The sequence below is a fragment of the Enterobacter wuhouensis genome (assembly GCF_035835995.1).
Lineage (GTDB): Bacteria > Pseudomonadota > Gammaproteobacteria > Enterobacterales > Enterobacteriaceae > Enterobacter > Enterobacter wuhouensis.
The window spans coordinates 1,281,900-1,308,265 of record NZ_CP142124.1 but is presented as its reverse complement, the minus strand read 5'-3'; the positions used below and the strand labels follow the sequence as shown (position 1 = coordinate 1,308,265).

The 26,366-nt window shown below is 60.3% G+C and carries 24 protein-coding genes and 1 pseudogene; 17 read left to right on the top strand and 8 right to left on the bottom strand.

From position 1 onward, the window contains the following. Positions 1-9 precede the first annotated feature (9 nt). The 7 genes from betB (at position 10) to VPX56_RS06205 (ending at position 7,905) form a co-directional block, all read left to right on the top strand. The gene (gene betB / locus VPX56_RS06235) at positions 10-1,482 is read left to right on the top strand and encodes a betaine-aldehyde dehydrogenase (protein WP_326470564.1); all 1,473 of its coding nucleotides are present in this window, start codon (positions 10-12) and stop codon (positions 1,480-1,482) included. Positions 1,483-1,495: 13 nt separating this feature from the next. Beyond that, positions 1,496-3,160 carry a choline dehydrogenase gene (gene betA, locus VPX56_RS06230; RefSeq protein WP_326470562.1) on the top strand — a complete coding sequence of 555 codons (1,665 nt, stop codon included), beginning with the start codon at positions 1,496-1,498 and terminating at the stop codon, positions 3,158-3,160. Positions 3,161-3,315: 155 nt separating this feature from the next. After that, entirely contained in the window at positions 3,316-3,879 is a 564-nt protein-coding gene (locus VPX56_RS06225; RefSeq protein WP_119935158.1) for a fasciclin domain-containing protein, read from the top strand. A 43-nt stretch (positions 3,880-3,922) separates the two neighbouring features. Continuing rightward, on the top strand, positions 3,923-4,477 hold the full coding sequence (locus tag VPX56_RS06220) for an RNA polymerase sigma factor (protein WP_131633144.1): 555 nt from the start codon (positions 3,923-3,925) through the stop codon (positions 4,475-4,477). Then, the gene (locus VPX56_RS06215; RefSeq protein WP_326471973.1) at positions 4,474-5,121 is read left to right on the top strand and encodes an anti-sigma factor; all 648 of its coding nucleotides are present in this window, start codon (positions 4,474-4,476) and stop codon (positions 5,119-5,121) included. Before VPX56_RS06220 ends, VPX56_RS06215 begins: the two co-directional genes overlap by 4 nt. Before the next feature lie 315 nt (positions 5,122-5,436). Further along, a complete protein-coding gene (locus tag VPX56_RS06210) occupies positions 5,437-6,177 on the top strand; it encodes an SDR family oxidoreductase (protein ID WP_326470558.1) in 741 nt (246 codons plus the stop codon). 33 nt (positions 6,178-6,210) lie between these two features. Further along, positions 6,211-7,905, top strand: coding sequence for a thiamine pyrophosphate-binding protein (locus VPX56_RS06205; RefSeq protein ID WP_326470556.1), 1,695 nt, complete (start codon positions 6,211-6,213; stop codon positions 7,903-7,905). Between the two features lie 34 nt (positions 7,906-7,939). On the opposite strand, the gene VPX56_RS06200 is transcribed toward VPX56_RS06205, so the two are convergent. Beyond that, complete coding sequence (locus VPX56_RS06200; protein WP_131633147.1) at positions 7,940-8,638, bottom strand: GNAT family N-acetyltransferase; 699 nt, start codon at positions 8,636-8,638, stop codon at positions 7,940-7,942. A gap of 200 nt (positions 8,639-8,838) precedes the next feature. On the opposite strand from VPX56_RS06200, the gene VPX56_RS06195 reads away from it, so the two are divergent. The 5 genes from VPX56_RS06195 (at position 8,839) to VPX56_RS06175 (ending at position 13,913) form a co-directional block, all read left to right on the top strand. Beyond that, complete coding sequence (locus VPX56_RS06195; RefSeq protein WP_326470528.1) at positions 8,839-10,407, top strand: ABC transporter substrate-binding protein; 1,569 nt, start codon at positions 8,839-8,841, stop codon at positions 10,405-10,407. Between the two features lie 139 nt (positions 10,408-10,546). Further along, on the top strand, positions 10,547-11,560 hold the full coding sequence (locus VPX56_RS06190) for an ABC transporter permease (RefSeq protein WP_326470526.1): 1,014 nt from the start codon (positions 10,547-10,549) through the stop codon (positions 11,558-11,560). Beyond that, the gene (locus VPX56_RS06185; RefSeq protein ID WP_326470524.1) at positions 11,560-12,393 is read left to right on the top strand and encodes an ABC transporter permease; all 834 of its coding nucleotides are present in this window, start codon (positions 11,560-11,562) and stop codon (positions 12,391-12,393) included. The genes VPX56_RS06190 and VPX56_RS06185 overlap by 1 nt, the downstream gene beginning before the upstream one ends. Further along, positions 12,386-13,222, top strand: coding sequence for an ABC transporter ATP-binding protein (locus VPX56_RS06180; protein ID WP_326470522.1), 837 nt, complete (start codon positions 12,386-12,388; stop codon positions 13,220-13,222). Before VPX56_RS06185 ends, VPX56_RS06180 begins: the two co-directional genes overlap by 8 nt. Continuing rightward, positions 13,209-13,913: an ABC transporter ATP-binding protein gene (locus tag VPX56_RS06175; RefSeq protein WP_326470520.1), complete on the top strand. Its 705-nt coding sequence runs from the start codon at positions 13,209-13,211 to the stop codon at positions 13,911-13,913. Before VPX56_RS06180 ends, VPX56_RS06175 begins: the two co-directional genes overlap by 14 nt. 69 nt (positions 13,914-13,982) lie before the next feature. On the opposite strand, the gene VPX56_RS06170 is transcribed toward VPX56_RS06175, so the two are convergent. From VPX56_RS06170 to budA, 4 genes are all read right to left on the bottom strand, one after another. After that, on the bottom strand, positions 13,983-14,456 hold the full coding sequence (locus tag VPX56_RS06170) for a cold-shock protein (protein WP_119935168.1): 474 nt from the start codon (positions 14,454-14,456) through the stop codon (positions 13,983-13,985). A 131-nt stretch (positions 14,457-14,587) separates the two neighbouring features. Continuing rightward, entirely contained in the window at positions 14,588-15,358 is a 771-nt protein-coding gene (locus VPX56_RS06165; protein ID WP_326470518.1) for a (S)-acetoin forming diacetyl reductase, read from the bottom strand. A gap of 20 nt (positions 15,359-15,378) precedes the next feature. Beyond that, positions 15,379-17,013, bottom strand: a complete 1,635-nt coding sequence (gene alsS, locus VPX56_RS06160) for an acetolactate synthase AlsS (RefSeq protein WP_242673392.1) — start codon at positions 17,011-17,013, stop codon at positions 15,379-15,381. A 57-nt stretch (positions 17,014-17,070) separates the two neighbouring features. After that, on the bottom strand, positions 17,071-17,850 hold the full coding sequence (gene budA, locus VPX56_RS06155) for an acetolactate decarboxylase (protein WP_326470516.1): 780 nt from the start codon (positions 17,848-17,850) through the stop codon (positions 17,071-17,073). Between the two features lie 105 nt (positions 17,851-17,955). On the opposite strand from budA, the gene VPX56_RS06150 reads away from it, so the two are divergent. The 3 genes from VPX56_RS06150 (at position 17,956) to VPX56_RS06140 (ending at position 20,124) form a co-directional block, all read left to right on the top strand. Next, on the top strand, positions 17,956-18,837 hold the full coding sequence (locus VPX56_RS06150; protein ID WP_326470514.1) for a LysR family transcriptional regulator: 882 nt from the start codon (positions 17,956-17,958) through the stop codon (positions 18,835-18,837). 239 nt (positions 18,838-19,076) lie between these two features. Beyond that, on the top strand, positions 19,077-19,532 hold the full coding sequence (locus VPX56_RS06145) for a hypothetical protein (protein ID WP_326470512.1): 456 nt from the start codon (positions 19,077-19,079) through the stop codon (positions 19,530-19,532). A gap of 259 nt (positions 19,533-19,791) precedes the next feature. Further along, positions 19,792-20,124 carry a nitroreductase gene (locus VPX56_RS06140; RefSeq protein WP_131633158.1) on the top strand — a complete coding sequence of 111 codons (333 nt, stop codon included), beginning with the start codon at positions 19,792-19,794 and terminating at the stop codon, positions 20,122-20,124. A 135-nt stretch (positions 20,125-20,259) separates the two neighbouring features. Here VPX56_RS06140 and leuE read toward each other — a convergent pair whose 3' ends face one another. Beyond that, positions 20,260-20,904: a leucine efflux protein LeuE gene (gene leuE / locus VPX56_RS06135; RefSeq protein WP_326470509.1), complete on the bottom strand. Its 645-nt coding sequence runs from the start codon at positions 20,902-20,904 to the stop codon at positions 20,260-20,262. Between the two features lie 169 nt (positions 20,905-21,073). Between leuE and VPX56_RS06130 the strand changes: the two are divergent. After that, positions 21,074-21,160 (top strand): annotated as a pseudogene (locus VPX56_RS06130) (AraC family transcriptional regulator); the annotation flags it as partial. Here the strand turns inward: VPX56_RS06130 and VPX56_RS06125 are convergent. Further along, positions 21,157-22,047: an oxidoreductase gene (locus VPX56_RS06125; RefSeq protein ID WP_326471971.1), complete on the bottom strand. Its 891-nt coding sequence runs from the start codon at positions 22,045-22,047 to the stop codon at positions 21,157-21,159. The pseudogene VPX56_RS06130 and the gene VPX56_RS06125 overlap by 4 nt on opposite strands. Positions 22,048-22,152: 105 nt before the next feature. Here VPX56_RS06125 and VPX56_RS06120 point away from each other — a divergent pair, with 105 nt between their 5' ends. Further along, on the top strand, positions 22,153-23,274 hold the full coding sequence (locus VPX56_RS06120) for a YbdK family carboxylate-amine ligase (protein ID WP_131633161.1): 1,122 nt from the start codon (positions 22,153-22,155) through the stop codon (positions 23,272-23,274). On the opposite strand, the gene VPX56_RS06115 is transcribed toward VPX56_RS06120, so the two are convergent. Next, positions 23,204-26,359 (bottom strand): efflux RND transporter permease subunit, encoded by a 3,156-nt coding sequence (locus tag VPX56_RS06115; protein ID WP_326470505.1) that lies wholly within the window; start codon positions 26,357-26,359, stop codon positions 23,204-23,206. The two genes, VPX56_RS06120 and VPX56_RS06115, sit on opposite strands and share 71 nt — an antisense overlap. Positions 26,360-26,366: the final 7 nt, after the last annotated feature.

Below are 26,366 nucleotides of genomic sequence, written 5' to 3'. Positions count from 1 at the left end.
GGAGGATTTATGTCCCGAATGGCAGAACAGCAGCTTTATATCAATGGTGGTTATACATCCGCCACCAGCGGTCGCACCTTCGAGACCATCAACCCGGCCAACGGTGACGTTCTGGCGACCGTACAGGCCGCCGGAAGAGAAGATGTCGATCGCGCCGTGGAGAGCGCAACACGCGGGCAAAAAATCTGGGCGGCGATGACCGCCATGGAGCGTTCGCGCATTCTGCGTCGCGCTGTCGATATCCTGCGCGAGCGCAACGACGAACTGGCGAAGCTGGAAACCCTCGACACCGGTAAAGCGTATTCCGAAACCTCAACCGTTGACATCGTCACCGGCGCGGATGTGCTGGAGTACTACGCAGGGCTGATCCCGGCGCTGGAAGGCAGCCAGATCCCGCTGCGTGAGACCTCATTCGTCTACACCCGCCGCGAGCCGCTGGGCGTGGTGGCGGGCATCGGCGCGTGGAACTACCCGATCCAGATCGCCCTGTGGAAATCGGCCCCGGCGCTGGCGGCGGGCAACGCGATGATCTTCAAGCCGAGCGAGGTCACCCCGCTCACCGCGCTCAAGCTCGCCGAGATCTACACCGAAGCCGGCCTGCCGGACGGCGTGTTTAACGTCCTGCCGGGCGTTGGCGCGGAGACCGGCCAGTTCCTGACCGAGCATCCAGGCATCGCCAAAGTCTCCTTTACCGGCGGCGTCGCCAGCGGCAAAAAGGTGATGGCCAACTCGGCGGCCTCGTCCCTGAAAGAGGTGACGATGGAGCTGGGCGGCAAATCTCCGCTGATCATTTTTGACGACGCGGATCTCGATCTCGCGGCAGACATCGCCATGATGGCGAACTTCTTCAGCTCCGGCCAGGTGTGCACCAACGGCACCCGCGTGTTCGTGCCCGCGAAATTTAAAGCCGCGTTTGAGCAGAAAATCGTTGAGAGCGTGGGCCGCATCCGCGCGGGCGATCTGTTCGATGAAACCACCAACTTCGGCCCGATGGTCAGCTTCCCGCACCGCGACAGCGTGCTGCGCTACATTGCCAAAGGCAAAGAGGAAGGCGCGCGCGTGCTGTGCGGCGGCGACGTGCTGAAGGGCGAAGGCTTTGACAGCGGCGCGTGGATCGCCCCGACCGTCTTCACCGACTGCACCGACGAGATGACCATCGTGCGCGAAGAGATCTTCGGCCCGGTGATGTCCATCCTCACCTACGAAACGGATGAAGAAGCCATTCGCCGCGCCAACGACACAGACTACGGTCTGGCGGCAGGCATCGTCACGGCCGACCTGAACCGCGCCCACGGCGCCATTCATCAGCTCGAAGCGGGCATCTGCTGGATCAACACCTGGGGTGAATCCGCCGCAGAGATGCCGGTTGGCGGCTACAAGCACTCCGGCATCGGCCGCGAGAACGGGGTGATGACGCTGCAGAGCTACACCCAGGTGAAGTCCATCCAGGTTGAGATGGGTAAATTCCAGTCCATATTTTAACCGGGAGGTTTATTTGCACTTTGACTACATCATTATCGGGGCCGGCTCTGCCGGCAACGTACTGGCAACGCGACTGACTGAAGATCCGAACACCACCGTGCTGCTACTTGAAGCGGGCGGGCCGGATTACCGCTTTGATTTCCGCACCCAGATGCCCGCCGCGCTGGCGTTCCCTTTGCAGGGCAAGCGTTACAACTGGGCGTATGAAACCGAGCCAGAGCCGTACATGAACAACCGCCGCATGGAGTGCGGGCGCGGCAAAGGGCTGGGCGGCTCGTCGCTGATCAACGGCATGTGCTACATCCGCGGTAACGCCATGGATCTGGACAACTGGGCTAAAGAGCCGGGTTTGGAGCACTGGAGCTACCTCAACTGCCTGCCCTACTACCGCAAGGCAGAGACGCGCGACGTGGGCCCGAACGACTACCACGGCGGAGACGGTCCGGTGAGCGTCACCACTTCCAAACCGGGCGTGAACCCGCTGTTTGAGGCGATGGTGGAAGCGGGCGTGCAGGCGGGCTACCCGCGCACCGACGATCTTAACGGCTATCAGCAGGAGGGCTTCGGCCCGATGGACCGCACGGTCACGCCGCAGGGCCGACGCGCCAGCACCGCACGCGGCTACCTGGACCAGGCCAAAAAGCGTCCGAACCTGACCATCCGCACCCACGCCATGACCGATCGCATCCTCTTCGAAGGCAAGCGCGCGGTGGGCGTCGAGTGGCTGGAAGGCGAAAGCACCATTCCATCCAAAGCGACGGCGAAGAAAGAGGTGCTGCTGTGCGCAGGCGCGATTGCCTCCCCGCAGATCCTGCAGCGCTCCGGCGTGGGCAATGCCGAGCTGCTGAAGCAGTTCGATATTCCGCTGGTGCATGATTTACCCGGCGTGGGCGAAAACCTGCAGGATCACCTGGAGATGTACCTTCAGTACGAATGCAAAGAGCCGGTTTCCCTCTACCCTGCCCTGCAGTGGTGGAACCAGCCGAAGATTGGCGCAGAGTGGCTGTTTGGCGGCACCGGCGTGGGCGCGAGCAACCACTTCGAAGCGGGTGGGTTTATCCGCAGCCGCGAAGAATTCGAGTGGCCGAACATCCAGTACCACTTCCTGCCGGTGGCGATTAACTACAACGGCTCGAACGCGGTAAAAGAGCACGGCTTCCAGTGCCACGTCGGCTCCATGCGTTCCCCGAGCCGCGGCCACGTGCGCATTACGTCACGCGATCCGCACCAGCATCCGGCGATCCTGTTCAACTATATGTCCCACGAGCAGGACTGGCAGGAGTTCCGCGACGCGATCCGCATCACCCGCGAGATCATGCACCAGCCGGCGTTGGACAAATACCGCGGGCGCGAGATCAGCCCGGGCATCGACTGCCAGACCGACGAACAGCTGGACGAGTTCGTGCGCAACCACGCCGAAACCGCCTTCCATCCGTGCGGCACCTGCAAGATGGGCTATGACGAGATGGCGGTGGTCGACGGCGAAGGTCGCGTTCACGGGCTGGAAGGGCTGCGCGTGGTGGATGCGTCAATTATGCCGCAGATCATCACCGGCAACCTGAACGCCACCACCATTATGATTGGCGAGAAGGTTGCCGACGCCATTCGCGGCCGCGAGCCGCTGGCGAAAAGCACGGCGGCGTATTATGTGGCGAACGGGGCACCGGTAAGGCGCTAAGTCATTTCCCCTCACCCTGACCCTCTCCCCAAAGGGGAGAGGGAATTCACTTGCCCGCCAAAAATTTATTTTCATTTCCCTGCATCCAGTTTCCCCCCTGCCCTCGTATGTGAGTATGTGAGCAACGCCTTTGCTCCTTAATCCGAGGATAAATGATGAAAAAGCTACTCAGTGTTGCATTGGTATCCAGCGCCTTGCTCTTCTGTGCAGGCGCATCAGCGGCCATGACGTCTGGCTCCGTAATGGTGGGCGGAGCGGAAATGTTCCCGAGCAAAAACATTGTTGAAAACGCCGTGAATTCAAAAGATCACACCACGCTGGTGGCGGCGGTCAAAGCGGCTGGCCTGGTGGATACCCTGCAGAGCAAAGGGCCCTTCACCGTTTTTGCGCCAACCGATGCGGCGTTTGCAAAATTGCCTGCGGGTACGGTCGACAATCTGGTGAAGCCGGAAAATAAAGCGCTGCTCACCAGTATTCTGACCTACCACGTGGTTGCGGGTAATTACGATATGAAAGCGCTTGAGCAGAAAATTAAGCAGGGCGGCGGCCACGCGGAGCTGAAAACCGTTAACGGGCAACCGCTGTGGATCATGAGCAACGGCCCGCACAATATTCAGCTCAAGGATGGTAAAGGCAACGTGGCGAACATCAGCACCTACGACGTCCATCAGAAAAATGGCGTGATCGACGTGATTGATACCGTCCTGATGCCTAAGTAGTTGTCTATACTTCGGAAGTGTGACGTTGCCTTCCGGGAAAAACATGGATAACGCGCTGGCTGAACAGCAGTTGAAATTAATGCAGGCGGTCGCAAACGGCGATCGCCGCGCATTTGAACAACTTTACCGCCTCACTTCGCCTCACCTGTTTGCCGTCGCGCTGCGCATGTTGCGCCATCGCGCCTGGGCAGAAGAGATCCTTCACGACTGTTTTGTCACCGTCTGGAGTAAAGCCGAAACCTATAACGCCACCCTGAGCTCCCCGATGACCTGGCTTACGCATATTGTTCGCAACCGCTGTATTGACTGGCTGCGCAGCGGGCAAACCCGGGCTGCCGCCCGTGAAGAGTCGTATTCGGAAGATATTCTGCTGAGCGAAAGCGATGAGCAGAATAACTGGCACGACGACGCGCAGGCAGCACGGCTCAGGCATTGTCTGGAACATTTGAGTCACGAACAGCGCCAGAGTATTACGCTCGCCTACTATCAGGGCATGTCCCACAGCGACATTGCCGACTGGCTCCAGCAGCCCGTGGGCTCGGTAAAAAGCTGGATCCGCCGCGCGATGGATCATCTTCGGGAGTGCGTGGGCCTATGAATGACAGCGAAAAACGCGATGACATGCTGGCTGCGGAATATGCCCTCGGCACCCTCCGCGGCGGGGCGCGGCTTCAGTTCCAGAAAAGGCTTGCCGCTGATCCCGGTCTGGCCGCCCGCGTGGCGTACTGGCAGGAAACGTTCAGCACGCTCGACAGCCATCTTGCGCCCGTTACCCCACCCGAGACGGTGTGGAAGCGGATCGCCCTCGATCTGCCGCCGAAAAAGCCTTTGCGCCAAAGCCGGCCTTATCTCGGCTGGATGGTCGCGGCCGGCATCGCCGCCGTTAGCGCGGTAGCATGGTATACCACCCGCACGCCGGAACTCGCACCGCTGATGGTGCTCAACGATGCCCAACAGCACGGGCAGTGGATTGTCAGTGCGGACGCCCGCCGCCAGTATCTGAGCATAACCCCTCTCAGACCCAACGCCGTCGCGGCGCAAAATAGCCTGCAGCTTTGGCTGATCCCTGCCGGTGAGGCCCCGATCTCCCTGGGCCTGCTGCATAACGCTGTACCGACGAGCGTTGTCCTGAAGAACGAAACCCTTACTCCTGACGCAATAATAGCCATAAGCCTCGAGCCCGAGGGGGGATCGCCCACCGGTCAACCCACCGGCCCCGTGCTCTACAGTGGCAAAATTTAATTCTCAGGCCCTGCTCGCAGGGCCGCAAGCGTCTTAATACACCTTTCGCCATGATACGAAAAGAGAGCATTTTCAAGGCCAAACCTTATTTCGATAATATTCACTTTTACATATAAGAATTAAATATTAGCACGACAATGAATTTAATTATTTAAAACGTTATTGACACTCTCTCCTGAACTCTATTAAGTTTAATCGAATGTCATTCCATTCAAAATATACAATATATCGCTTTAAGGATTAAAGAATCTGTCATTATTCTTTAATCCTTTCCTGCCTTTTATTTTTTGAATCACACAACAGTGAGATAAGATCATGAATAATAGTGCAAACAAGGTTATTGTTATCACCGGCGCCAGCAGCGGGATCGGCGAGGCTATTGCTCTGTATTTAGCGGATAAGGCATTTTCGCTGGTCCTGGTGGCGCGCCGCCTTGAGAGGATTAACGCCCTGGTGGATCGGATCATTCAGCAGGGCGGACAGGCGATTGCCGTTAAGGCCGACGTCACGCGCCAGGAAGAGGTGCAAAAGGCGATCGATGCTGCCGTCGCGGCATATCAGCGCGTGGACGTGCTGATAAACAACGCCGGTTTTATGGCCATCGCCCCCTTCAGCGAGCTAAAAACCGACGAGTGGGACCGGATGATTGATACCAATATCAAAGGCGTGCTGTACGGTATCGCGGCGGCATTTCCGGTGTTCCAGCTTCAGGGAAGCGGACACTTTATTAACGTTGCCTCCGTGGCGGGCATCAAGGTCCTTGCTCCCGGAGGCGTGGTGTACAGCGCCACGAAATTCGCGGTTCGCGCCCTGAGCGAAGGCCTTCGCCAGGAGGCGGGCAGGACCATCCGAACCACACTGATTTCTCCGGGCGCGGTCGAAAGCGAGCTGCAGTTCGGCAGCTCTGATGCCCCGAGCAAACAGTTCCTGCATGAATTTTATAAGCAGGCCATACCGGCAGACGCGATTGCCCGCGCCGTTTTATTTGCTATTGAACAACCCAACGACGTTGATGTGAATGAAATTATTGTCCGACCGACGCAGGAAGAATTTTAGCATGACTTAATTAATACTGAATGAGGTGTCATTATGATTAAATCATTAACGTCCTTATCAGATTTAAATATGCGCTCAGGTGCCGATATTCTCCTCGACGTGCTGGAGAGTGAAGGCGTGGAATATATATTTGGCAACCCCGGCACGACGGAACTTCCGCTGATTGACGCCCTGCTCCGGCATGAAAACATTCACTATATTCTGGCACTCCAGGAGAGCAGCGTGGTTGCCATTGCCGACGGCTATGCGAAAGCCTCCGGCAAAACCGGTTTTATCAATTTACATACCGCCAGCGGCCTCGGGCACGGCATGGGGAATTTAATCAACTCGCGGATCATGAAAACCCCGCTGGTTGTGACCGTCGGGCAGCAGGACACCCGGCACTACGTGCGCGATCCGCTTTTGTACGATGACATTGTCTCCATCGGTGCTCCGGTGGTGAAGTGGGCGCAGGAGGTCACCAGCGCGGATCAGCTCCCGGTTCTGGTGCGCCGCGCCTTTCATGCTGCCAGCTACCCTCCCGCGGGCCCGGTGCTGCTCTCCCTGCCGATGAACGTGATGGAGGAGCTCAGCGACGCCGGGATACAAACGGCCTCTAAGGTGAACTACCACACCGTGGCGGGCTCGCTGGACGAACTGGCGGAGGAGCTGAGCCAGGTTACGCCCGGCAGGATCATGATCGTGGCGGGAGATGAAGTACACACCAGCGGCTCAACGCAGGAGATAGTCCAGCTTGCGGAAGCGCTCGGCGCCCACGTCTACGGCTCCTCCTGGCCGTTGAATCTCCCCTTTCCCACACAGCACGCGCTCTGGCGCGGCAATATGCCCACCACCGCCTGCGAAATCGCCGGCATCGTCAATGGCTACGACGCGGTGTTTATCATCGGCGGCAGAAGCCTGATCACCATTTTGTACAGCGAAGGGGACGCGATCCCGGGTTCGTGCGCGGTATACCAGCTCTCCGCCGACATGAACGAGCTGGGCCGCACCTACGCGACGCGCCTCTCGGTAATGGGGGATATCAAACTCTCCCTGAAGGCACTGTTACCGAAGCTTGAGCAGCGCCGGGTGGCAAGCAAGTTGACGCATCAGCGCTTGCTCAAAGCGGCACGCGCTGAACGTGAAAAAGAGTGGCAGGAGCAGGAAGAACGGCTGGCAGCCGAGCGGCTGCGCCCGGCGATTTCGCCGATGGTCGCGGCCTACGAGGTGATAAAGTCCGTTCCGCCGGGCACCACGATTGTCGACGAGGCGATTGCAACGGCAAGGCACGTTCGCCGGGTGATCTCGGACCAGCAGCACCTGCGCTACTACTTTATGCGCGGCGGCGGGCTGGGCTGGGGTATGCCTGCGGCAGTCGGCCACTCGCTGGGGCTGGGCCGCGAGCCGGTAGTGTGCCTGATGGGCGACGGCGCGTCCCTGTATTCCCCGCAGGCGCTCTGGACGGCGGCACACGAACAGCTTCCCGTGACCTTTATCGTCATGAATAACCTGGAGTACAACGTTCTCAAAAACTTTATGAAGAGCCAGCCTACCTACAGTTCGACGACGCTGGGGCGCTTTATCGGAATGGATTTGGTTAACCCGCACATCGATTTTCAGTCGCTCGCCACCGCCATGGGCATTCGCTGCTGTCGGGTCACAGAGGCGGCGGACATCACCGCCGCGGTAACTCAGGGACTGCAGTCCGGCAAAACCAACTTAATTGAAATCGTGATTTCGGCAGATTAATCACAGAATTTCGCTGTACCCTACATAAACGTTCTTATAAACGAAAATCCTCAAGCCGCTTAACCTGCCGCCCTTCCCCGTCAAAATTCTCCGCCGCCAGCCAGGCGCGCAGCTCCGCATCGCGCTGCGGCCATTCGCCGTCGATAATAGAGAGCATATCGCTGTCGCGGTTGCGCCCTTTGCGCACAAGCTTCTGGCGAAGCCGCCCTTCCCAGACGAATCCCAGCCGCTCCGCCGCGCGGCGAGAGGCGGTGTTCATCGAATCGCACTTCCACTCCAGCCGACGGTACTTATGTTCGAAGGCATTTTTCAGCAGCAGCCACACCGCTTCGGTGCCGATGCGGGTGCCTTTCATCCTGCGCGACCAGGTGACGTGGCCGATTTCCACCGAGCCGAGAAAACGCTCGATCGCCATATAGCTCACCAGCCCGACCGCCTTTTCGGTCTGTACATCAATAACGGCGAAAGGCACCAGGTCATCATCCAGCACCTTTCCCAGCACCCAGTGCGCGGTGGCCTCCACGCTTTCCGGCTGGGTGCTGGCAAGCCACGTCCAGTCGCTGTCGTCCCCCAGCGCGTAGGCGTCAAACAGGTCTGCAGAGTGGCGGTCCGCATCCAGCGGCTCCAGACGACAATACTGGCCGGTCAGCGCCGTGCGGGTTAATACCTGCGCGCATTTCCAGTCGGGAACAATATCGTTAACGGTTTGACCATGATGGTTGATTTCGGGCACGGCGGTGACTCCCTGAAAGGTAAGGGATTTGTTATAGCAGGTTAAAAAGCGGACGAAAAGAGACGTGACTAATAACCAGGCCGAATGCGTTATACCCGGATGGCATAAGCAAAGCAGAATTTCGACTTTGAGGAAATCCTTAGTCAGCCTACCGTAGCGGAGCATAAAACAATCACAATATATTTTCTTCAGGGATCGCTATGACTAAAAAACTGCTGCCATTACTGGTGCTGGCTGCGCTCTCAAGCGCTGCCCACGCCGCTACTCCGCCCAACACGCTGGTTGTCGCCCAAGGCCTTGATGATATCGTGAGCCTCGACCCGGCCGAAGCCAACGAGCTTTCCAGCATCCAGACCGTGCCGAGCCTTTATCAGCGTCTGGTTCAGCCGGACCGCGATAATCCGGAAAAAATCACCCCAATTCTGGCAGAAAGCTGGGACGCGGACGCGGCAGCAAAAACCCTGACCATCAAACTCAAGCCCGATGCGAAATTCGCCTCCGGCAACCCGCTGCGCCCGGAAGACGTGATTTTCTCGTACACCCGCGCCGTGACGCTGAACAAATCTCCGGCGTTTATTCTCAACGTGCTGGGCTGGGACGCGAGCAACATCGCCAGCCAGCTGAAAAAGGTGGACGACCATACCCTCACGCTTCACTGGACGGCGGACGTCAGCCCGTCGGTGGCGCTGAATATCCTCTCCACGCCGATTGCCTCCATCGTCGATGAGAAGCAGGTTGCGGCAAACGTGAAGGATAACGACTTCGGCAACGCGTGGCTGAAAATGCACTCGGCGGGCAGCGGCGCGTTCAAAATGCGCGTCTATCAGCCGCATCAGGCCATCGTGCTGGAAGCCAACGAGTCAGCGCCCGGCGGCGCGCCGAAGCTCAAAAGCATCATCATTAAAAACGTTCCCGACCCGGCCTCCCGTCGCCTGCTGATCCAGCAGGGTGACGCGGACGTGGCGCGCGACCTGGGTGCAGACCAGATTAGCGCCCTGGACGGCAAGCCGGGCGCGAAGGTGCTGAGCATTCCGTCCGCCGAGCAAAACTATCTGGTGTTTAACACCGGCAACAGCGCCAACCCGCTGCTGAACAACCCGGCGTTCTGGGAAGCCTCGCGCTGGCTGGTGGACTATGAAGGCATCACCAAAGACCTGCTGAAAGGCCAGTACTTTGTACACCAGAGCTTCCTGCCGGTCGGGCTGCCGGGCGCGCTGGAAGATAATCCGTTCAAGTTTGACCCGGCAAAAGCGAAAGCGATCCTCGCCAAAGCGGGCATTAAGGACGCGCACTTCACGCTGGACGTGGAGAACAAGCCGCCGTTTATCACCATCGCCCAGTCGATGCAGGCGAGCTTTGCGCAGGGCGGCGTGAAGGTGGATCTGCTGCCCGCAGCGGGTAGCCAGGTGTACGCCCGCGTGCGCGCGAAACAGCATCAGGCGGCGATCCGTCTGTGGATCCCGGACTACTTCGACGCGCACTCCAACGCCAGCGCCTTCGCGTGGAACGACGGCAAATCCAGCACCGTGGCGGGGCTTAACGGCTGGAAAATTCCGGAGCTGAACAAGGCCACGCTGGCGGCGGTGGCCGAGCCGGATCCGGCGAAACGTCTGGATCTGTACAAGAAAATGCAGGAACAGCTGCAGCATAGCTCGCCGTACGTGTTCGTCGATCAGGGTAAAACCCAGATCGTGGTGCGCGATAACGTGAAGGGGTATCAGCAGGGGCTGAACGCGGATATGGTCTGGTACGACCGCGTCACGAAGTAGCCTTTCTCCCTCTCCCCGTGGGAGAGGGTTGGGGTGAGGGCAACATCGCGCAATAGAGTCGCCTGTTCCCCCTCACCCCCGCCCTCTCCCAAAGGGAGAGGGGGTCGTCCGTGCATATTTTCAGGATAACGATTTTCCCATGCCACATCTTTCCACCCGCGTGCTTCAGGGTCTGCTGACCCTGCTGCTCACGCTCTTCGGGCTGCTGCTCGTCACGTTTGCGCTCTCGGCGTTTTCACCTGTCGATCGCGTGCTGCAGATCGTGGGCGACCACGCCAGCCAGTCTACCTACGATCAGGTACGCCACCAGCTCGGGCTGGATCGGCCCCTGCCCGTGCAGTTCTGGCACTATCTGCAAAACCTCGCCCACGGTGATTTAGGCACGGCCAGCGCCACCGGGCAGCCGGTGCTGCAGGACTTACTCCACGCGTTCCCCGCTACGCAGGAGCTGGCCACGCTGGCGTTAATCATCGGGTCCGTCCTCGGCGTGATTGCCGGGGTGCTGTGCGCCCGCTACGCCGGCTCGCCGCTCGATTTAGCCATCAGAACCCTCACCCTGCTCGGCAACTCGGTGCCGATTTTCTGGCTCGGCCTGCTGATGCTGGCCCTGTTCTACGCGAAGCTGCAGTGGAGCGCGGGCCCCGGCAGGCTGGACGATATCTGGCAGTTTACCGTGGAACCGCGCACCGGCTTTGCGCTGATTGATACCTGGCTTTCCGGCGACCGCGAGGCGTTCCGCAACGCCATCAGCCACCTTGTGCTGCCGGTACTGCTGCTGGCCTATTACTCGCTGGCGAGCATCACGCGCCTGACGCGCTCCGCCTGCCTGAGCGAGATGAACAAAGAGTACATTCTGCTCGCCCGCGCCAAGGGTGCCGGGGAGATGACCATCCTGCTGCGCCACGTGCTGCCGAACATTCGCAGCACCCTGCTGACGGTGATTGCACTGGCCTACACCAGCATGCTGGAGGGCGCGGTGCTGACAGAAACCGTCTTCTCCTGGCCGGGCATCGGGCGCTATCTCACCACGGCCCTGTTCGCCGGAGACACCACCGCCATTATGGGCGGCACGCTGCTGATTGGCGTGAGCTTTGTGCTGATCAACAACCTTACCGACCTACTCGTGCGGGCAACCGATCCCAGGGTGCGCTAATGCCGTTTTATCTCTTCTTACGCCGCCTGCGCCGCTCCCCTGCCGCGTTTTGCGGGCTGAGTGCCATCGCGCTGCTGGTGCTTATCGCCCTGTTCGCGCCGTGGCTTGCGCCGCTTGACCCGAACTGGCAGGACGCCGCTGCGCGCCTGCAGGCACCCAATCACCAGCACTGGCTGGGCACCGACAGCTACGGGCGCGACCTGCTTTCGCGCCTGATTTACGGCACCCGTCCGGCGCTCGGGCTGGTGGCGCTGGTTACCGTTATCACCCTGCCCGCGGGGCTGCTGGTGGGGATTTTGTCCGGCTACTACGGCGGCTGGCTGGAGCGCATCTTGATGCGCTTTACCGACGTGGTAATGTCGATGCCGCGCCTGATCCTTGCCTTCGCGTTTGTGGCGATGCTTGGCCCGGGGCTGGTCAACGGCGCGCTGGCGCTGGCCTTAACCACCTGGCCCGCCTACGCGCGTCAGGCGCGGAGCGAGATCCAGCGCCTGCGCCACAGCGACTACCTCGCCGCCGCCGAGATGATGGGCATTCGTGGCCCGCGCCTGCTGGTCGGCCATATTCTGCCCCTGTGCCTGCCGTCCGCGATTGTGCGGCTGGCGCTGGACCTGGCGGGGATTATTCTGGCCGCCGCCGGGCTGGGCTTCCTCGGCCTTGGCGCGCGTCCGCCGATGGCCGAATGGGGCGCGATGATCGCCGACGGCATGCAGGTGATTTTCGACCAGTGGTGGATTGCCGCCATTCCGGGCGGGGCGATCCTGTTTGCCAGCCTGGCCTTTAACCTGCTGGGCGACGGCCTGCGCGACGTACTGGAGCCACAGCATGACTGAACAACGCGTTATCGTCGATGCGCTGAATATCGACTACCCCGCCGCGCGCGTGGTCAACAACCTGAGCTTCACGCTTGGCAACGAGCGGCTGGCGCTGGTGGGGGAATCCGGCTCGGGGAAATCGATGTCAGCCCGCGCCCTGATGGGGCTGGTGCGTAAACCCGGCATCGTGAGCGCCCGCCAGCTTAACGTGCTCGACAACGACCTGCTGACCCTGAGCACCCGCCGCTGGCAGGCGCTGCGCGGCAATGGCATTGCGATGGTCCTGCAGGACCCGCGCTACGCCCTGAATCCGGTAAAAAACGTCGCCGCCCAGCTTGATGAGGCATTAACGCTTCATCAGCGCCTGCCCCGCGCCGATCGCCTGGCGCGCATTCACGACGTCATCCGCGCCGTCGGGCTGAACGAGCAGGTACTCCAGCGCTACCCCGGCGAACTTTCGGGCGGCATGGGCCAGCGGGTGATGATCGCGATTGCGCTCATCAACAACCCGCAGGTGCTGATCGCCGACGAACCCACCTCCGCGCTGGACGCTCGCCTGCGCAACCAGATCCTCGAGCTGCTGGTGGAGCAGTGCGAGGCGCGGCAGATGGCGATGCTGCTGATCAGCCACGACCTGCCGCTGGTGGCGGAACACTGCGACCGCGTGCTGGTGATGTATCAGGGTGAAAAGGTAGACGAGATGGCGGCGAACCGGCTTTCGCAGGCGACGCACCCGTATACGCGCACCCTGTGGACCTGCCGACCCAATGCGGAAACCTACGGCCAGATGCTGCCGACGCTGGACCGCTCGCAGCCGTGGAAGGAGGCCGACAATGGCGCTCGTTGAAGTCAATCAGCTCCAGGTGAGCTTCGGAGAGAAAACGGCGGTGTCCGCCGCCAGCTTTGCCATCGAGCAAGGCGAAACCTTCAGCCTGATCGGTGAATCCGGCTGCGGGAAATCGACTATTCTGCGCGTGCTGGCGGGGCTGCAGCGCGAGTGGAACGGCCGCATTTCGATCCTGGGAGGCGCGCTGCGGCCAGGACGACGTTTTGAAGGCGAGCTTCGCCGCAACGTGCAGATGGTGTTTCAGGATCCGTGGGCGTCGCTGCACCCAAACCACACCGTTGAGCGCACCCTGTCGGAGCCGTTACACATCCACGGCGAAAAGCAGGTTCCTGAAAAGGTAGCGGATGCGCTGCGGCAGGTTGGTCTTTCAGCCGACGCGGGCAGGCGTTATCCGCATCAGCTTTCCGGCGGACAGCGCCAGCGCGTGGCCATTGCCCGGGCGCTGCTGCTGCGGCCTCAGCTTCTGCTGCTGGACGAGCCGACCTCGGCGCTGGATATGTCCGTGCAGGCGGAAATTCTCAATCTTTTGAACCGCCTGAAGGCCGAGCACGGCATGACCTATCTGCTGGTGAGCCACGATGCGGACGTGATTGCGCATATGTCTGACCGGGCAGCGTTTATGGCGCACGGGGAGATCCAGCGGGTGTTTGACCGTGAGGCGATGTTAAGGGGCGAGCACAGGATGGGGTAAACCGTGCGGCGGCGAGCGCCGCACGGGTTTCGTAGGCCGGGTAAGGCGTAGCCGCCACCCGGCAAAACGTTACTTCAGCAGCTTCACCGTGGCGTCGATGTCGATCTCGTCTTCGGTGAAGATCATCGTCGTATTCTGGAAGGTGGTGATCGCCAGCTTCTTCACCGAACGCGTTTCGCCCGGCTTTTTATCGGACTTCGGCTTGATGCTGTTCATCAGCAGCCCTACCGAAAGCACCGCGTTCTCTTTGTCGATTTTGGCATCAACCGGCTCTTCTTCGCTGAACACCACGAAGGATTTGATCGAGGTGAGCTTCACGCGCTCGCCCGCGATAAAGAGGTGCTTGCTTTCAGGGATCACCTTCACCGCATACGCGGAAAGGCCTTTGTTATTGGTGGTTGGCTCGAATGTCACCGCCGCATCTTTTTTAATCAGATCAGGGTTGGCGACCTTAATCACATGAAAATAGCGGTTGTCGCCGTTTTCATCTTTGATAAATCCAAAGCCTTTATCTTTAAACCACGTTGTGATTGTACCGTTCATCGCTGTTACCGCCTGTCAGATCTCTGAGACTAAAGTTTTGCAGCGCGCAGTGTAATGCACAATGGCTGAGGAGACAAAAAAAAGCCCCTGCAATCGTGCAGGGGAAAGTTCATGTCAGAGCTTATTAGAATTTAGTTAAACACCATCCCACCATCAATCAAGAGCGACTGGCCGGTCATGTAGTCGGAGTCCGGTCCGGCGAGGTATGAAACGCAGGCGGCCACGTCTTCAGGCTCGGACAGGCGGCCAAGCGTAATGCGTTTGGCAAAGGTTTCGGTTCCGTAGCCGAGCGGTTTACCCGCCGCCTCGGAGACCTGACGGTCGATTTCCGCCCACATCGGCGTTTTGACGATGCCCGGGCAGTAGGCGTTAACGGTGATCCCCAGCGGCGCGAGGTCCCGCGCGGCGGTCTGGGTTAAGCCGCGTACCGCGAACTTGCTGGAGCTGTAGACCGCCAGTTCAGGGTTGCCGGTGTGGCCCGCCTGGGAGCAGGCGTTGATGATCTTGCCGCCGTGCCCCTCTTTGCGAAAAGCGTCAATCGCGGCCTGAATGCCCCATATGACCCCCTTCACGTTGATGTTGTAAACCTTGTCGACAATCTCCGGCGTGATGGACTCGATAGGGGTAGACGGCGCGACCCCGGCGTTGTTGACGATGACGTTAAAGCCGCCCAGCGCGGTGCGGGCCTTCTCCACCGCCGCGAACACCTGGTCGCGGTCAGAGACGTCCACCTTCACGGCGACGGCCTTGCCGCCGCTGCGGATGATTTCATCGGCCACGCCCTTCGCCGTCTCCTCGTTGTAATCCGCGATGGCGACGGCAAAGCCGTCCTTCACCAGGCGAAGCGCGATCGCTTTACCAATCCCCTGGCCCGAGCCGGTTACGAGAGCTACTTTTTGCATGTCTCTGTCCTTATATTGATTCATAAAATCTGGCTGAGATGGAGCTGGCCCATCAGCAGCGGGTTATCGCTGTAGTCGACGGGAATAGCCACCACTGCCGGGCCGTCGACATCCATTGCCGCGCGCAGCGTCGGCTCAAGCGCGTCCGCGCTCTCCACGGCAAAGCCTTTCGCGCCGAAGGCGTCGGCATAGGCTTTGAAATCGACCGGGCCGAACTCCACGCCCGAAAGACGCTGGTATTTTTTCTCTTCCTGAATCGCCACCATGTTGTAGGCGTTATCCACCCAGATGATGTGCAGCACGTTGGCGTTGAGGCGCACCGCGGTTTCCAGCTCCATGCTCGACTGCAGGAAGCCGCCGTCGCCGGAGACCGATACCACCTTGCGGCCCGGGTTCACCAGCCACGCGCCAATCGCCCACGGCAGCGCAACGCCCATGGTCTGCTGACCGTTGGAGATCATCACCTGACGCGCGCGGAAGCTGTAGAGATAGCGGGCGATCCAGATGTGGAAGCTGCCCATGTCGACGGTGAGCGTCACGTCGCTGTTCACGATGTCCTGCATGGCGCGCACGATGCGCAGCGGATGCAGGGCAAACTGATTGAGCGAGGCGCCGCGGCGATCGAGGAGATCGCGCTGATGCTGGCGATCGACGAGGATCTCCGTGGCGCGCGGGCTGAGTTCCAGCTTATGGTCGATGCGGCTGGCGAGCTGATTCAGCGTTTCGGCGATGTCCCCCACCAGTTCGAGATCGGGAACATACCTGCGTTCCTCGTAGGCGGGCAGCACGTCGATATGCACCAGCGTCGCGTCGCCGCTGTTCCACATGGACGGCTCGTATTCCACCGGGCTGTAGCCGATGCAGATAATCAGATCCGCCAGGTGCAGCAGCCGGTCGCCCGCCTGGTTGTTGAACAGGCCGACGCGTCCGGCAAAGCGGGTGAAGTGCTCCTGATTCACCGCCCCGGCGGCCTGATAGGTGCTGGTGACCGGAATGCGGCTTTTCTCCAGCAGCGTGCGCAGCGCGGCGCTGTTCGCGGGCTGGCTCGCCATCAGGCCGAGTAAGATGACCGGGTTTTTAGCCTTTTCAATCAGCTTCGCCACGTCGTTAATGGCTGACTCTGGTGCCGGGCCCATCAGCGCCGGACCGCTGGCGGGCAAAATCGCGCCCGCGGTGGGCTGGTCGACAATATCCTGCGGCAGGCTGACGAACGAACTTCCCGGCCTGCCCTGTTCGGCGGCGCGAAAGGCGTTCGACACCACCTCGGCAATCGCCTCCGGTGAATTGACTTCAACGGCGTATTTCGTCACCGGGCTGAACATGGCGACGGTGTCCATGCTTTGGTGCACCAGCTTGGCTTTATCGGCGCGCTTCACCGCCCCGCCCAGCGCGACTACCGGGTCGCCCTCGCTGTTAGCCGTGGCAATGCCGGTGATGAGGTTGGAACAGCCCGGCCCGGAGGTGACCAGCGCCACCCCGGCCTTGCCGGTCAATCGCCCTACCGCCGCCGCCATGAACGCCGCGTTCGCCTCGTGACGCACGGGGATAATCTCGATGGAGGAGTCCAGCAGGGAGTCAAAGACCTTGTCGATTTTCGCGCCCGGAATGCCGAACACCTGCTTCACGCCCTGCGCTTCCAGCTGGGCAACGACCATATCGGCGCCGTGCGCCCACTGACGCGACTGTTTCTCACTGTTCACGGTGTTCTCCTGTTAGTTTTCGACGGAACGGATGGCCGCATCAAGGTTGCTGGGGTGAAGGTTGGCCTGTAAGAACGCGCTGTCGGCGGGCAGGTCAATCATCAGCTTGTGGATTTCACCGAAGGTGAGCCCGCCGCTCTCCAGCTGGTAGTCGAGCAGATGGCCCCCGCCCTGGCGGTCGTCGGTGATGAAATGCTCGTGATAGCCCGCCACGTTGATGCCCTGCATGTGCTGCGGCGTGCGGAACCCGACCAGCACGCCCTTGCGCTGGTTAAAGCGGAACACCGGCTGATCGTCCAGCACGTCGGTCATCGCGCGGTACGGCGGTTTCTGCCGCGGCACCGTGCGGGTGTGGGCGTGGCGGAAATTGCCGTCGATGCGCAGCGCGCAGAACAGATTGTCGGAGGGGATCTGCTGGTCGATGACGTCGTGGATCTGCTGGCGGCTGACCGGCCCGTCGAAGGTTTTGCGGTACTGCGGCTGGAACCAGGTCATTACCGCGAACGGCGTTTTCTGGTCCGGCTTCGCGGCCCGGGCGCTGCCGTCGGCGCGCAGCTGGTAGACCTGGCTGCTGAAGGCGATCATCTCGCCGTCCAGCTCGTTAAAGGTGCCAAGGCCAAAATCACCGTGCGAAAGCAGGTCGGCGATCGTGGTCTCCCCTTCGTACACGCCGCTTAGCAGGGCGCTCATGAGCGATGTCTGATAGATCACGCTGTCAGGATGCTGCGCGGAGAACCCCCGCAGGGTCTCGCACAGGCTGGCCTCACAGTCGCAGGCAGATGAATGCAGCATCGTGCTGGTCCTCTTCAACTTTATTTATAAAGGTTAAATAAATGTTGACCCGATTCAGCAGAGAGTTCCAATATAGAAACCATGCTGGTTTGAGACGTTTTTGATATGGAACTTCGATATCTGCGGTATTTTGTCGCCGTGGCACGCGAGCGACACTTCACGAAGGCGGCCAAAGCGCTGGGTATTTCACAGCCTCCTCTGAGTCAGCAGATCAAGCGGCTCGAAGAGGAAGTGGGCACGCCGCTGTTCAGGCGCCTGACGCGCGGCGTGGAGCTGACCGAGGCGGGAGAGACCTTCTACGAGGACGCCTGCAAGATCCTGGCGATGAGCGACGCCGCGCTGGAGAAGGCCCGGGGCATCGCGCGCGGGCTGAACGGCAGCCTGTCGATTGGCATCACCAGCTCCGACGCCTTTCATCCCAAAATCTTCACCCTGATCCGCCAGTATCAGGTGCAGAACATGGCGGTGCGGGTTCACCAGGTGGAAGCCAACATGTCGTCGCTGATGACGATGCTGGCGGAAGGCGAGCTGGATATCGCCTTTGTGCGGCTGCCTTGCGAAAGCAGCAAGGCATTTGACTTGAAAATCCTCGACCGGGAGCCGATGGTGGTGGCGCTGCATCGCGACCATCCGCTGGCAGAGTGTGATTCGCTGGCGCTGGAGCAGCTTCGGGATACGCCGGTGGTGCTGTTCCCGCAGGAGGTCGCGCCGGGGCTGTACGACCGCGTGTACGGCTGCTGCGAGCGGGCCGGGATTGACGTAAAACGCGCGCTGCAGTCGTCCCAGCTTTCATCTTCTTTGAGCATGGTCTCTGCGGGCGGCGGGTTCGCCCTGGTGCCGCAGTCGATGGCGGCCATTTCACAGCCGAATGTCACCTATCATGCGCTGAGCGCGCCAGCGCTTTATACCGATATCGCCATCTGCTGGCGACGATTTGAACGTTCGCGGACGGTGAAGCGGTTTTTGGCGATGATGAGCGAGGGGTAACGGCCGCGCCCGGTGGGTTTGGTTGGTGGTTGTTGTAGGCCGGGTAAGGCGTAGCCGCCGCCCGGCAATGCCCTTCTGGAAGCCGCCTCGCATACCTGCAAGCAACCTTATGTAATTCAGGGTTATCCCTTTTCATCCCTTCTTCGCGGTCGTAAAGTGCCTGCGTTGCGGCACATCCGCAGCCGGGCGTAGGAACCCGTTAGCATAACGTGACATTTCTTACTTAAAGAGGATGCTAAATGGCGACTATCCCTGAGTTTTCTTATGCGCTTTCTGAAGAAAGCGCCGTTCATCATCTCATCAACTTACCCGTTTCCGAATCTGCGGATCTCTTTGAACTGGCCGACGCCTGCACCGCGTATGTGAGCGTGCTGGTGGAAACTGACGACGCAGTGACATTTGCCACGCTCTGTAAGCGATTGCTGGAGGTGCTAAAGCGACTGCGTGAATGTTGCGATGCTGAACTCCCGCAGTATCTGGTTGAACAGCTGATTGCGGGGGAGAAGATCAACTCATGCGTGCCGGACTGCTGGCAGGAGACGACGCTGCAGGTGGACTATGCCGTGGCGTTAACGCTGGCAGTGATGGGCGGAACGCTGCCTGCAAGCGTGGCGAAAGAACTCACCGGGCTGCTGCATGATATGGTCTGGCTGCTGGCGGAGTTTGTGAAGGAGCCGTATATAACGGCGCACTGAGGAGGGTGATGGTAGGCCGGAATTCTGCTGGGTATGCAGCGGGGGTTTCGGCCTTGCGCAAGATGCAATATTGTTTGTTGAATGTCTGTGAAGCGCGAAAAGCGGGCATAATGTTGAACTTAAATAATGATCATTTACTAATCTTGGCGAAAACGGCCGTTAACCCTGACTAGTAAAGACAAGGCAAAATCACGCATCCGGTCGTCTGGTCAAAACATGATATCCTTCAGGATACTTACAACCTAAAAGGCGAGTCCGGATGGAAAAGACCTTCACTCCTGAACAAATTAACATTATCAATCGTGTTGTCTTCAGCCATATCGATAAAATGACTGAGGAAGTGGCTAACATAGTTGAAAAAACAGAGAAAGCCGCGCACCAAGAAATATCAGATTACGGCATAAATATGGCAGATTTTTATCCTGCCAATCAGCCATTTTTAATGATGACAATCGTACAGACATTGATAGACCGTGTGCATGGTGGGGACATGGCTCTTGCTCAAAAAATGATAACTATGGAAGCGAAAAGACTGAATGTCAGCGTAAGTGTTGAGGCGGATAAATCAGGGATATCGAGCATGAACGATTAAATTGCTAATCATGTCCGCTTTTGGCATGAAGTGGATCGCCTGACATACTGCGAGGTCTGCTACGAGCGAAAAGCGGACGTCCCATCCAGCGTAAGAACGTAAAAAAAACCGCCGTGAGGCGGTTTAGCTGTCTCGTTAGGAGGTTGCGCTTGCGAGTCGCGCTGCAAATCCAATGAAGAACATACCTACCAGCGCGTTTCCAATGGTTGATAATCTACGGTTGCCTTTCAAACGGCTTAGCAGATAAGAGCCGCAGAAAACGAGGAAACCGAAATAAACGAGAGTAATCGCGAACATTACTGCTGCAAGGATGATAAACGCCATCCAGGAATGTTCAGCCTGAACATTGATGAACTGAGCGAAGAAAGAGATATAGAACAGCAGCGTCTTTGGATTCAGTAGAGTAACAAGCATTCCACGCCCGATGATCCCCTTAGCATCAGCTGAAGATTTCTTTTCCTGACTCGTTTCGACAGTTGGCTTAAAGATAGCGCATATCGTCTGGACACCGAGATAGAAAAGATAGGCAGCACCTGCGTATTTGATGGCGTTAAACAAGGCTGGAGTTGAGCTTATGACTGCGGCAAGCCCACACCATGCCAGCAGAACCAGAAGTACGTCACTCATGAGAATGGAAAATATTGCAGCAAAGCCTCGTTTGATGCCGCTCGTAATGCTTGTTTTAATCACGAACATGGTCTCAGGGCCAGGAGCAAGAACTATCAGTGTCGCACCAAGCAGATACGTCCAGAAATTCACGATACCAAAATCAGCAAACATTTTTACTCCAGTTCTCTCGTTTTCATCGAGGCTATTCTAACGTAACCAGCGTTAATGAAAACACATCACGGCTGCTTTCTATCTATTCAGCCAATGTCCGCTCCTGGCACAGAGCGGACATTCATATTCATCTCACTTCCTCTCTATCGGCCCGCCGCCACTCTCAGGTATGAATACGTTTATCACCTTGTTTAGAAAAGCGATGGGCAGCACGCCCGCCCATTACTTTGCCGAACGGAAAAACATCGGACGTTAGCCCGGCCCCTCGCTCCCCGCCGCCAGCAGCGGCACCACCACATCGCTGATGGGCACCGCAATCCCGTGCCTGCGGCCGTAGCGCTGGATCACCCCGCTGCGGATATCCCACTCCATCGGGCGATCGGCCTGACGGTCGGCAAGGATCGACGTGCCTAAATCCACTGGCGCACGCTGGAAGTTCGCCAGAATCTCCTCAGCAACGTCATCGTCCAGCTTCGCCCCTTCGGCGCGGGCGACGGCAAGCCCCTCGCGCAGGTAGGCCAACGCAAGCTCGCTGATGTCCTCGCGCCTGAACATCCCTGCGCGGCGGTTGGCCAGCACCATCAGCCCGGCGACCGCGTTTTGCAGCAGCTTGCGCCAGGCAACGGTGGCGAAATCGGTTGAGAGTTCAACCGCGCAGCGCGTACCGTGAAGCGCCTCCACCACCCGCTGCGCGTGCGGTACGTCCGGCAGCGTCAGGCGCGGTTTGGCGCGCAGCCATACGGAGGCATCCGGCTCGCGCTGGGCCGGAAACCACACCACCGACGGCAGCACCGTTGCCCCATTAACCAAAGGCTCAAGCTGGGCTTTTTGCTCCACGCCGTTTTGCAGCGCGCAGACCACGGTATTTTCATCGCACAGCGCGCGCAGCCATCCGGCGCTGTCGGCATTTTGCGTCGTTTTTACCGCCACGAAAACGAGATCGACGGGGCGCGTAATGACGGACGGATCGGTCAATACCGGGCCGGGCACCACGGTTTCGCCCCCGTCGTGGCGCAGGCGTAACTCCGGATGCGCGGTGCGTCCGCACAGCAGCGGCGTGCGGCCCGCATCATGCAGTACCGCTGCAATGGTGGTACCAATCGCACCCGGTCCTATCAGCGCAATGGTTGGATAGTCAGACATCATTCACTCCCCTTTTGCTAAGCCTGCTAACAGTTATACCACCCTGAGACGAGCGCGCCACGCCCGTTGTCTATACTCAACACATAACAGCCAACGGAGTGCACCATGCCCCTACCCGACTTTAAATCCTCTGAACCCTACACCCTCGGCATCGAGCTCGAACTACAGGTGGTTAACCCGCCGGGCTACGACCTGAGCCAGGACTCCTCCGCGCTCATCGCCGCCGTCAAAGACGACATCAAAGGTGGCGAAGTCAAACACGACATCACCGAGAGCATGCTCGAAATCGCCACCGGCGTGTGCCAGACCATCGACCAGGCGGCGGCGCAGTTCTCGGTGATGCAGCAGAGCATCCTGCGCGCGTCGGCGGAGCAGCATATCCAGATCTGCGGCGGCGGGACGCACCCGTTCCAGAAGTGGCAGCGTCAGGAGGTGTGCGACGACGAGCGCTATAACGTCACGCTGGAGCGCTTTGGCTATCTGATTTTGCAGGCGACGGTGTTCGGCCAGCACGTGCACGTCGGCTGCCGGACCGGAGACGACGCGATTTATCTGCTGCACGGCCTGTCGCGCTTCGTGCCGCACTTTATCGCCCTGGCGGCCGCCTCGCCGTATATGCAGGGCACCGACACGAAGTTCTCCTCATCGCGGCTCAACATCTTCTCAGGCTTTCCGGATAACGGCCAGATGCCGTGGGTCAACAGCTGGCAGGAGTTCGAGGGGCTGTTCCGCCGCCTGAGTTCCACCAGCATGATCGACAGCATTAAGGATCTGCACTGGGACATCCGCCCCAGCCCGCACTTCGGCACCGTGGAGGTGCGGGTGATGGATACGCCGCTGACGCTCGGCCACGCGATTAACATCGCCGGGCTTATTCAGGCGACGTCGCATTGGCTGCTAACCACGCGGCCCTATAAGCATCAGGAAAAAGATTTTCTGCTGTACCGCTTTAACCGTTTTCAGGCGTGTCGCTACGGGCTGGAGGGGATCCTGACGGACGTGCACACCGGTGAGCACAAAACCGTGGCGGAAGACATTTCGTGGCTGCTGGAGCAGGTTGCGCCGTCGGCCGAGAAGCTCGGCGCGACGAGCGCGATCAATGAAATTGCCCTGCTGTTAAAGCAGGGCAAGAGCGAGGCGCAGCGCATGCGGGAGTTTATCGCCGACGGCGGCTCGCTGATTTCTCTGGTGCAGAAGCACTGCGAGCTGTGGGCGACGAGTCCGTAAGGCCGTGACCCCACTCGCGCAGGCGCTGGAACAGCACGAACAGCGCCGGGATAAACAGGATCCCTACCACGGTTGCCACCAGCATGCCGCTGAACACCGTGGTGCCGATGATGCGGCGGCTCTGGGCACCGGCCCCGGTTGCCAGCATCATGGGCAGGACGCCAATGATGAACGACACGGCGGTCATCATCACCGCGCGGAAGCGGCGCGAGGCCCCTTCCCTTGCGGCATCGACAATCGTCATCCCGTCCATGCGCCGCGCGCGGGCAAACTCCACGATAAGAATTGCGTTTTTAGCCGCTAGCGCGATCAGCAGCACCAGGCCTATCTGCACGTACACGTCGTTGGCGTAGCCCGCTAACCACAGCCAGACCAGCGCCCCGCCGATGGCGAACAGCACCGAGAGCATCACGCTCGCCGGGAGCGTCCAGCTCTCGTACTGGGCGACGAGGAACAGCCACGCCATCACCACCGCCGCCAGCACGATCCATATCGCCTGGTTGCCGGTCTGCTGCTCCTGATACGACATGCCGCTCCAGGCGTAGTCGTATCCCGCTGGCAGATTCTCCGCCAGAAGCTCGCCCATCGCCGCCATCGCGGTGCTGCTGCTCACCCCAGCCGCCGCCGAGCCGCTCACCGACACGGACGGGAACTGGTTGTACTGCTGCAGGAACGGCGCGCCGACGGTCGGCGTGATGGTGACGAGGTTGCTCAGGCGCACCCGCTCGCCGCTGTTGCTGCGCACGAACAGCTCGCTGATCTGCTCGGCGCGCTCGCGCCACTGCATCTCGTTCTGCATCACCACGTGGTAAACGCGGTTGTTGACGCTGAAATCCCCGGCGCGCGTGCCGCCAAAGGCGGTCTGCAGGCTGCTGAAGATGCGCGACACCGGCACATCGAGGCGCGCGGCACGCTCGCGGTCAACGGTCAGCGTCAGCTGCGGCACGTTGCTGCTCCAGGTGGTGAACACGCGGCTCAGCTGCGGATGCTGGTTGGCTTTCGCCAGCACCTCGCGCGTCACGCGCTCCAGCTCCGCCGGGCTCTGCCCCGCCTGCGCCTGAATGCGCAGGTCGAAGCCGGAGGCGTTGCCCAGCCCCGGCAGCGTCGGCGGCGCGAAGGTCATGATGGTTGCTTCCGGCAGAGCCAGCAGTTGGCGCTGCAGGGTGCCCATCACCTCGTCCAGCGGCGGGCGCTCGCTCCAGTCTTTGAGCATGATGGAGATAAACCCGCCGTTGGAGGCGCTGGTGCCGTTGAGGATGTTAAACCCGGACACCTGAATCACGTCCTCCACCGCCGGATTTTTGATTATTAATTCGCGCGCCGTGGTCATCACCGCCTCGGTGCGCTCCAGCGAGGCCGCTTCCGGCAGCTGGACGCTGGCGAAGAAGTAGCCCTGGTCTTCCTGCGGCAGGAAGCCTTTTGGCATCGACGTAAAGCTGAACGCCACCACCGCCGCCGCGCCCGAGGTAGCCAGCAGCGCCAGCCACGGGCGCTGGTTTAATACGTTCACGATGCGGGTGTAGAAACCGCGCGTGGCGTCCAGCCCGCGGTTAAAGGCGCGATAAACCGCGGCAGGTTTTTCCGGGCGCGGACGCAGCAGCATCGCGCACAGAGCGGGCGTCAGGGTGAGCGCCACCAGGCTTGAGAGCGTGACGGCGGTGGAGAGCGTCACCGCGAACTGGCGGTACAGCTCGCCGACAATCCCCGGCAGGAGCGCCACCGGCACAAACACCGCCAGCAGCACCAGCGTCGTCGCGATGACCGGCCCGGCGATCTGGCGCAACGCCAGCGCGGTCGCCGCCGTGCGGCTCTGCCCTTCCGCCATCAGCGTTTCGACGCTCTCCACCACCACGATGGCGTCATCCACCACCATGGTCAGCGCCAGAATAATGGCGAACAGGCTGAGGGTGTTGGCGGAGTAGCCGAGCGTGTAGAGCACCGCGAAGGTGCCCACCAGCGACACCGGAATGGCGAGCGCGACAATCAGCGTCGCGCGCCAGCTTTGCAGGAACAGGGAAACGACCACCACAACCGCCAGCATGGTGAGCGCCAGCGAGACGCCGATCTCTTTAATGGTGGCGGCAACAAAGGAGGTGGTGTCGAATTTCACCTCGTAGACCAGGTCGTCCGGGAAGCGCGTCGAGAGGCGCTCCAGCTCCGCGCGCACCGCATCGGCCACGCGCAGGGCGTTGGCGGACGGCGTCGGGTAGATGCCGAGGTAGGCGGAGTCGTGCCCGTTCAGCTGCGCGCCGGAACTGTAGCTGCGCGAGCCGAGCTCGATGGTGGCGACGTCCTTCAGGCGCACCAGCTGGCCCATCTCGCCCGCTCGGATAATGATGTCGGCAAAGTCTTCGGCCTGATTCAGGCGCCCCAGCCCGTTAATGGTCAGGGTCTGCTGCTGGCCGTTAAACACCGGCGGCGTGCCGACCTGGCCTGCCGCCCCCTGCACGTTCTGCTCGCGCAGCGCCTGCGCCACGTCGTCGGTGGTGACGTTAAGGGCGTTCATGCGGTCCGGACGCAGCCAGATGCGCATGCTGTAGTCGCGCGCGCCAAACATCTGCACCTGCCCGACGCCCGGCAGGCGGGACAGCGCCTCGCGCACCTGGGTGCTGGCGTAGTTGCTGACGAACAGCGGCGTGTGGGTGTTGTCCGGTGAGTAAAGGCTTACCCCCATCATCAGGTTGGTGGCGCGCTTGCGCACCTGCACGCCGTTTTGCTGCGCCTCGGTCGGGAGCTGCGCCACGGCCTGCGCCACGCGGTTCTGCACGTCGATGGCGGCAAGATCCGGATCGGTCCCCGCCGCAAAGGTGATGTTCAGGCTATACGTGCCTTCGTCCGAGCTGGTGGACTCCATATAGAGCATGTGATCCACGCCGTTCAGCTGGGTCTCCAGCGGCGTGGCTATCGCTTCTGCCACGTCAGCCGAGCTGGCGCCGGGCCATGACGCTGACACATTCACCACCGGCGGCGTGATCTGCGGGTACTGCTCTACGGGAATAATCCTCAGCGCGATGGCCCCCAGCAGGGTGATGACCAGCGCAATCACCATCGCGAAGCGCGGGCGTTTGATGAAAAACGTCAGCATGATGGCT

Excerpts from the sequence above, each read along its gene's own strand:
- VPX56_RS06215 (WP_326471973.1), top strand. The coding sequence starts at position 4,474 with ATGAATGACAGCGAAAAACGCGATGACATGCTGGCTGCGGAATATGCC.
- leuE (WP_326470509.1), bottom strand. The coding sequence starts at position 20,904 with ATGTTTGCTGATTTTGGTATCGTGAATTTCTGGACGTATCTGCTTGGT.
- VPX56_RS06115 (WP_326470505.1), bottom strand. The coding sequence starts at position 26,359 with ATGCTGACGTTTTTCATCAAACGCCCGCGCTTCGCGATGGTGATTGCG.
- VPX56_RS06205 (WP_326470556.1), top strand. The coding sequence starts at position 6,211 with ATGATTAAATCATTAACGTCCTTATCAGATTTAAATATGCGCTCAGGT.
- betB (WP_326470564.1), top strand. The coding sequence starts at position 10 with ATGTCCCGAATGGCAGAACAGCAGCTTTATATCAATGGTGGTTATACA.
- VPX56_RS06150 (WP_326470514.1), top strand. The coding sequence starts at position 17,956 with ATGGAACTTCGATATCTGCGGTATTTTGTCGCCGTGGCACGCGAGCGA.
- VPX56_RS06145 (WP_326470512.1), top strand. The coding sequence starts at position 19,077 with ATGGCGACTATCCCTGAGTTTTCTTATGCGCTTTCTGAAGAAAGCGCC.
- VPX56_RS06120 (WP_131633161.1), top strand. The coding sequence starts at position 22,153 with ATGCCCCTACCCGACTTTAAATCCTCTGAACCCTACACCCTCGGCATC.
- VPX56_RS06140 (WP_131633158.1), top strand. The coding sequence starts at position 19,792 with ATGGAAAAGACCTTCACTCCTGAACAAATTAACATTATCAATCGTGTT.
- VPX56_RS06195 (WP_326470528.1), top strand. The coding sequence starts at position 8,839 with ATGACTAAAAAACTGCTGCCATTACTGGTGCTGGCTGCGCTCTCAAGC.
- alsS (WP_242673392.1), bottom strand. The coding sequence starts at position 17,013 with ATGGTCGTTGCCCAGCTGGAAGCGCAGGGCGTGAAGCAGGTGTTCGGC.
- VPX56_RS06125 (WP_326471971.1), bottom strand. The coding sequence starts at position 22,047 with ATGTCTGACTATCCAACCATTGCGCTGATAGGACCGGGTGCGATTGGT.
- VPX56_RS06180 (WP_326470522.1), top strand. The coding sequence starts at position 12,386 with ATGACTGAACAACGCGTTATCGTCGATGCGCTGAATATCGACTACCCC.
- VPX56_RS06165 (WP_326470518.1), bottom strand. The coding sequence starts at position 15,358 with ATGCAAAAAGTAGCTCTCGTAACCGGCTCGGGCCAGGGGATTGGTAAA.
- VPX56_RS06210 (WP_326470558.1), top strand. The coding sequence starts at position 5,437 with ATGAATAATAGTGCAAACAAGGTTATTGTTATCACCGGCGCCAGCAGC.
- VPX56_RS06220 (WP_131633144.1), top strand. The coding sequence starts at position 3,923 with ATGGATAACGCGCTGGCTGAACAGCAGTTGAAATTAATGCAGGCGGTC.
- VPX56_RS06225 (WP_119935158.1), top strand. The coding sequence starts at position 3,316 with ATGAAAAAGCTACTCAGTGTTGCATTGGTATCCAGCGCCTTGCTCTTC.
- VPX56_RS06190 (WP_326470526.1), top strand. The coding sequence starts at position 10,547 with ATGCCACATCTTTCCACCCGCGTGCTTCAGGGTCTGCTGACCCTGCTG.
- VPX56_RS06170 (WP_119935168.1), bottom strand. The coding sequence starts at position 14,456 with ATGAACGGTACAATCACAACGTGGTTTAAAGATAAAGGCTTTGGATTT.
- VPX56_RS06175 (WP_326470520.1), top strand. The coding sequence starts at position 13,209 with ATGGCGCTCGTTGAAGTCAATCAGCTCCAGGTGAGCTTCGGAGAGAAA.
- budA (WP_326470516.1), bottom strand. The coding sequence starts at position 17,850 with ATGCTGCATTCATCTGCCTGCGACTGTGAGGCCAGCCTGTGCGAGACC.
- VPX56_RS06185 (WP_326470524.1), top strand. The coding sequence starts at position 11,560 with ATGCCGTTTTATCTCTTCTTACGCCGCCTGCGCCGCTCCCCTGCCGCG.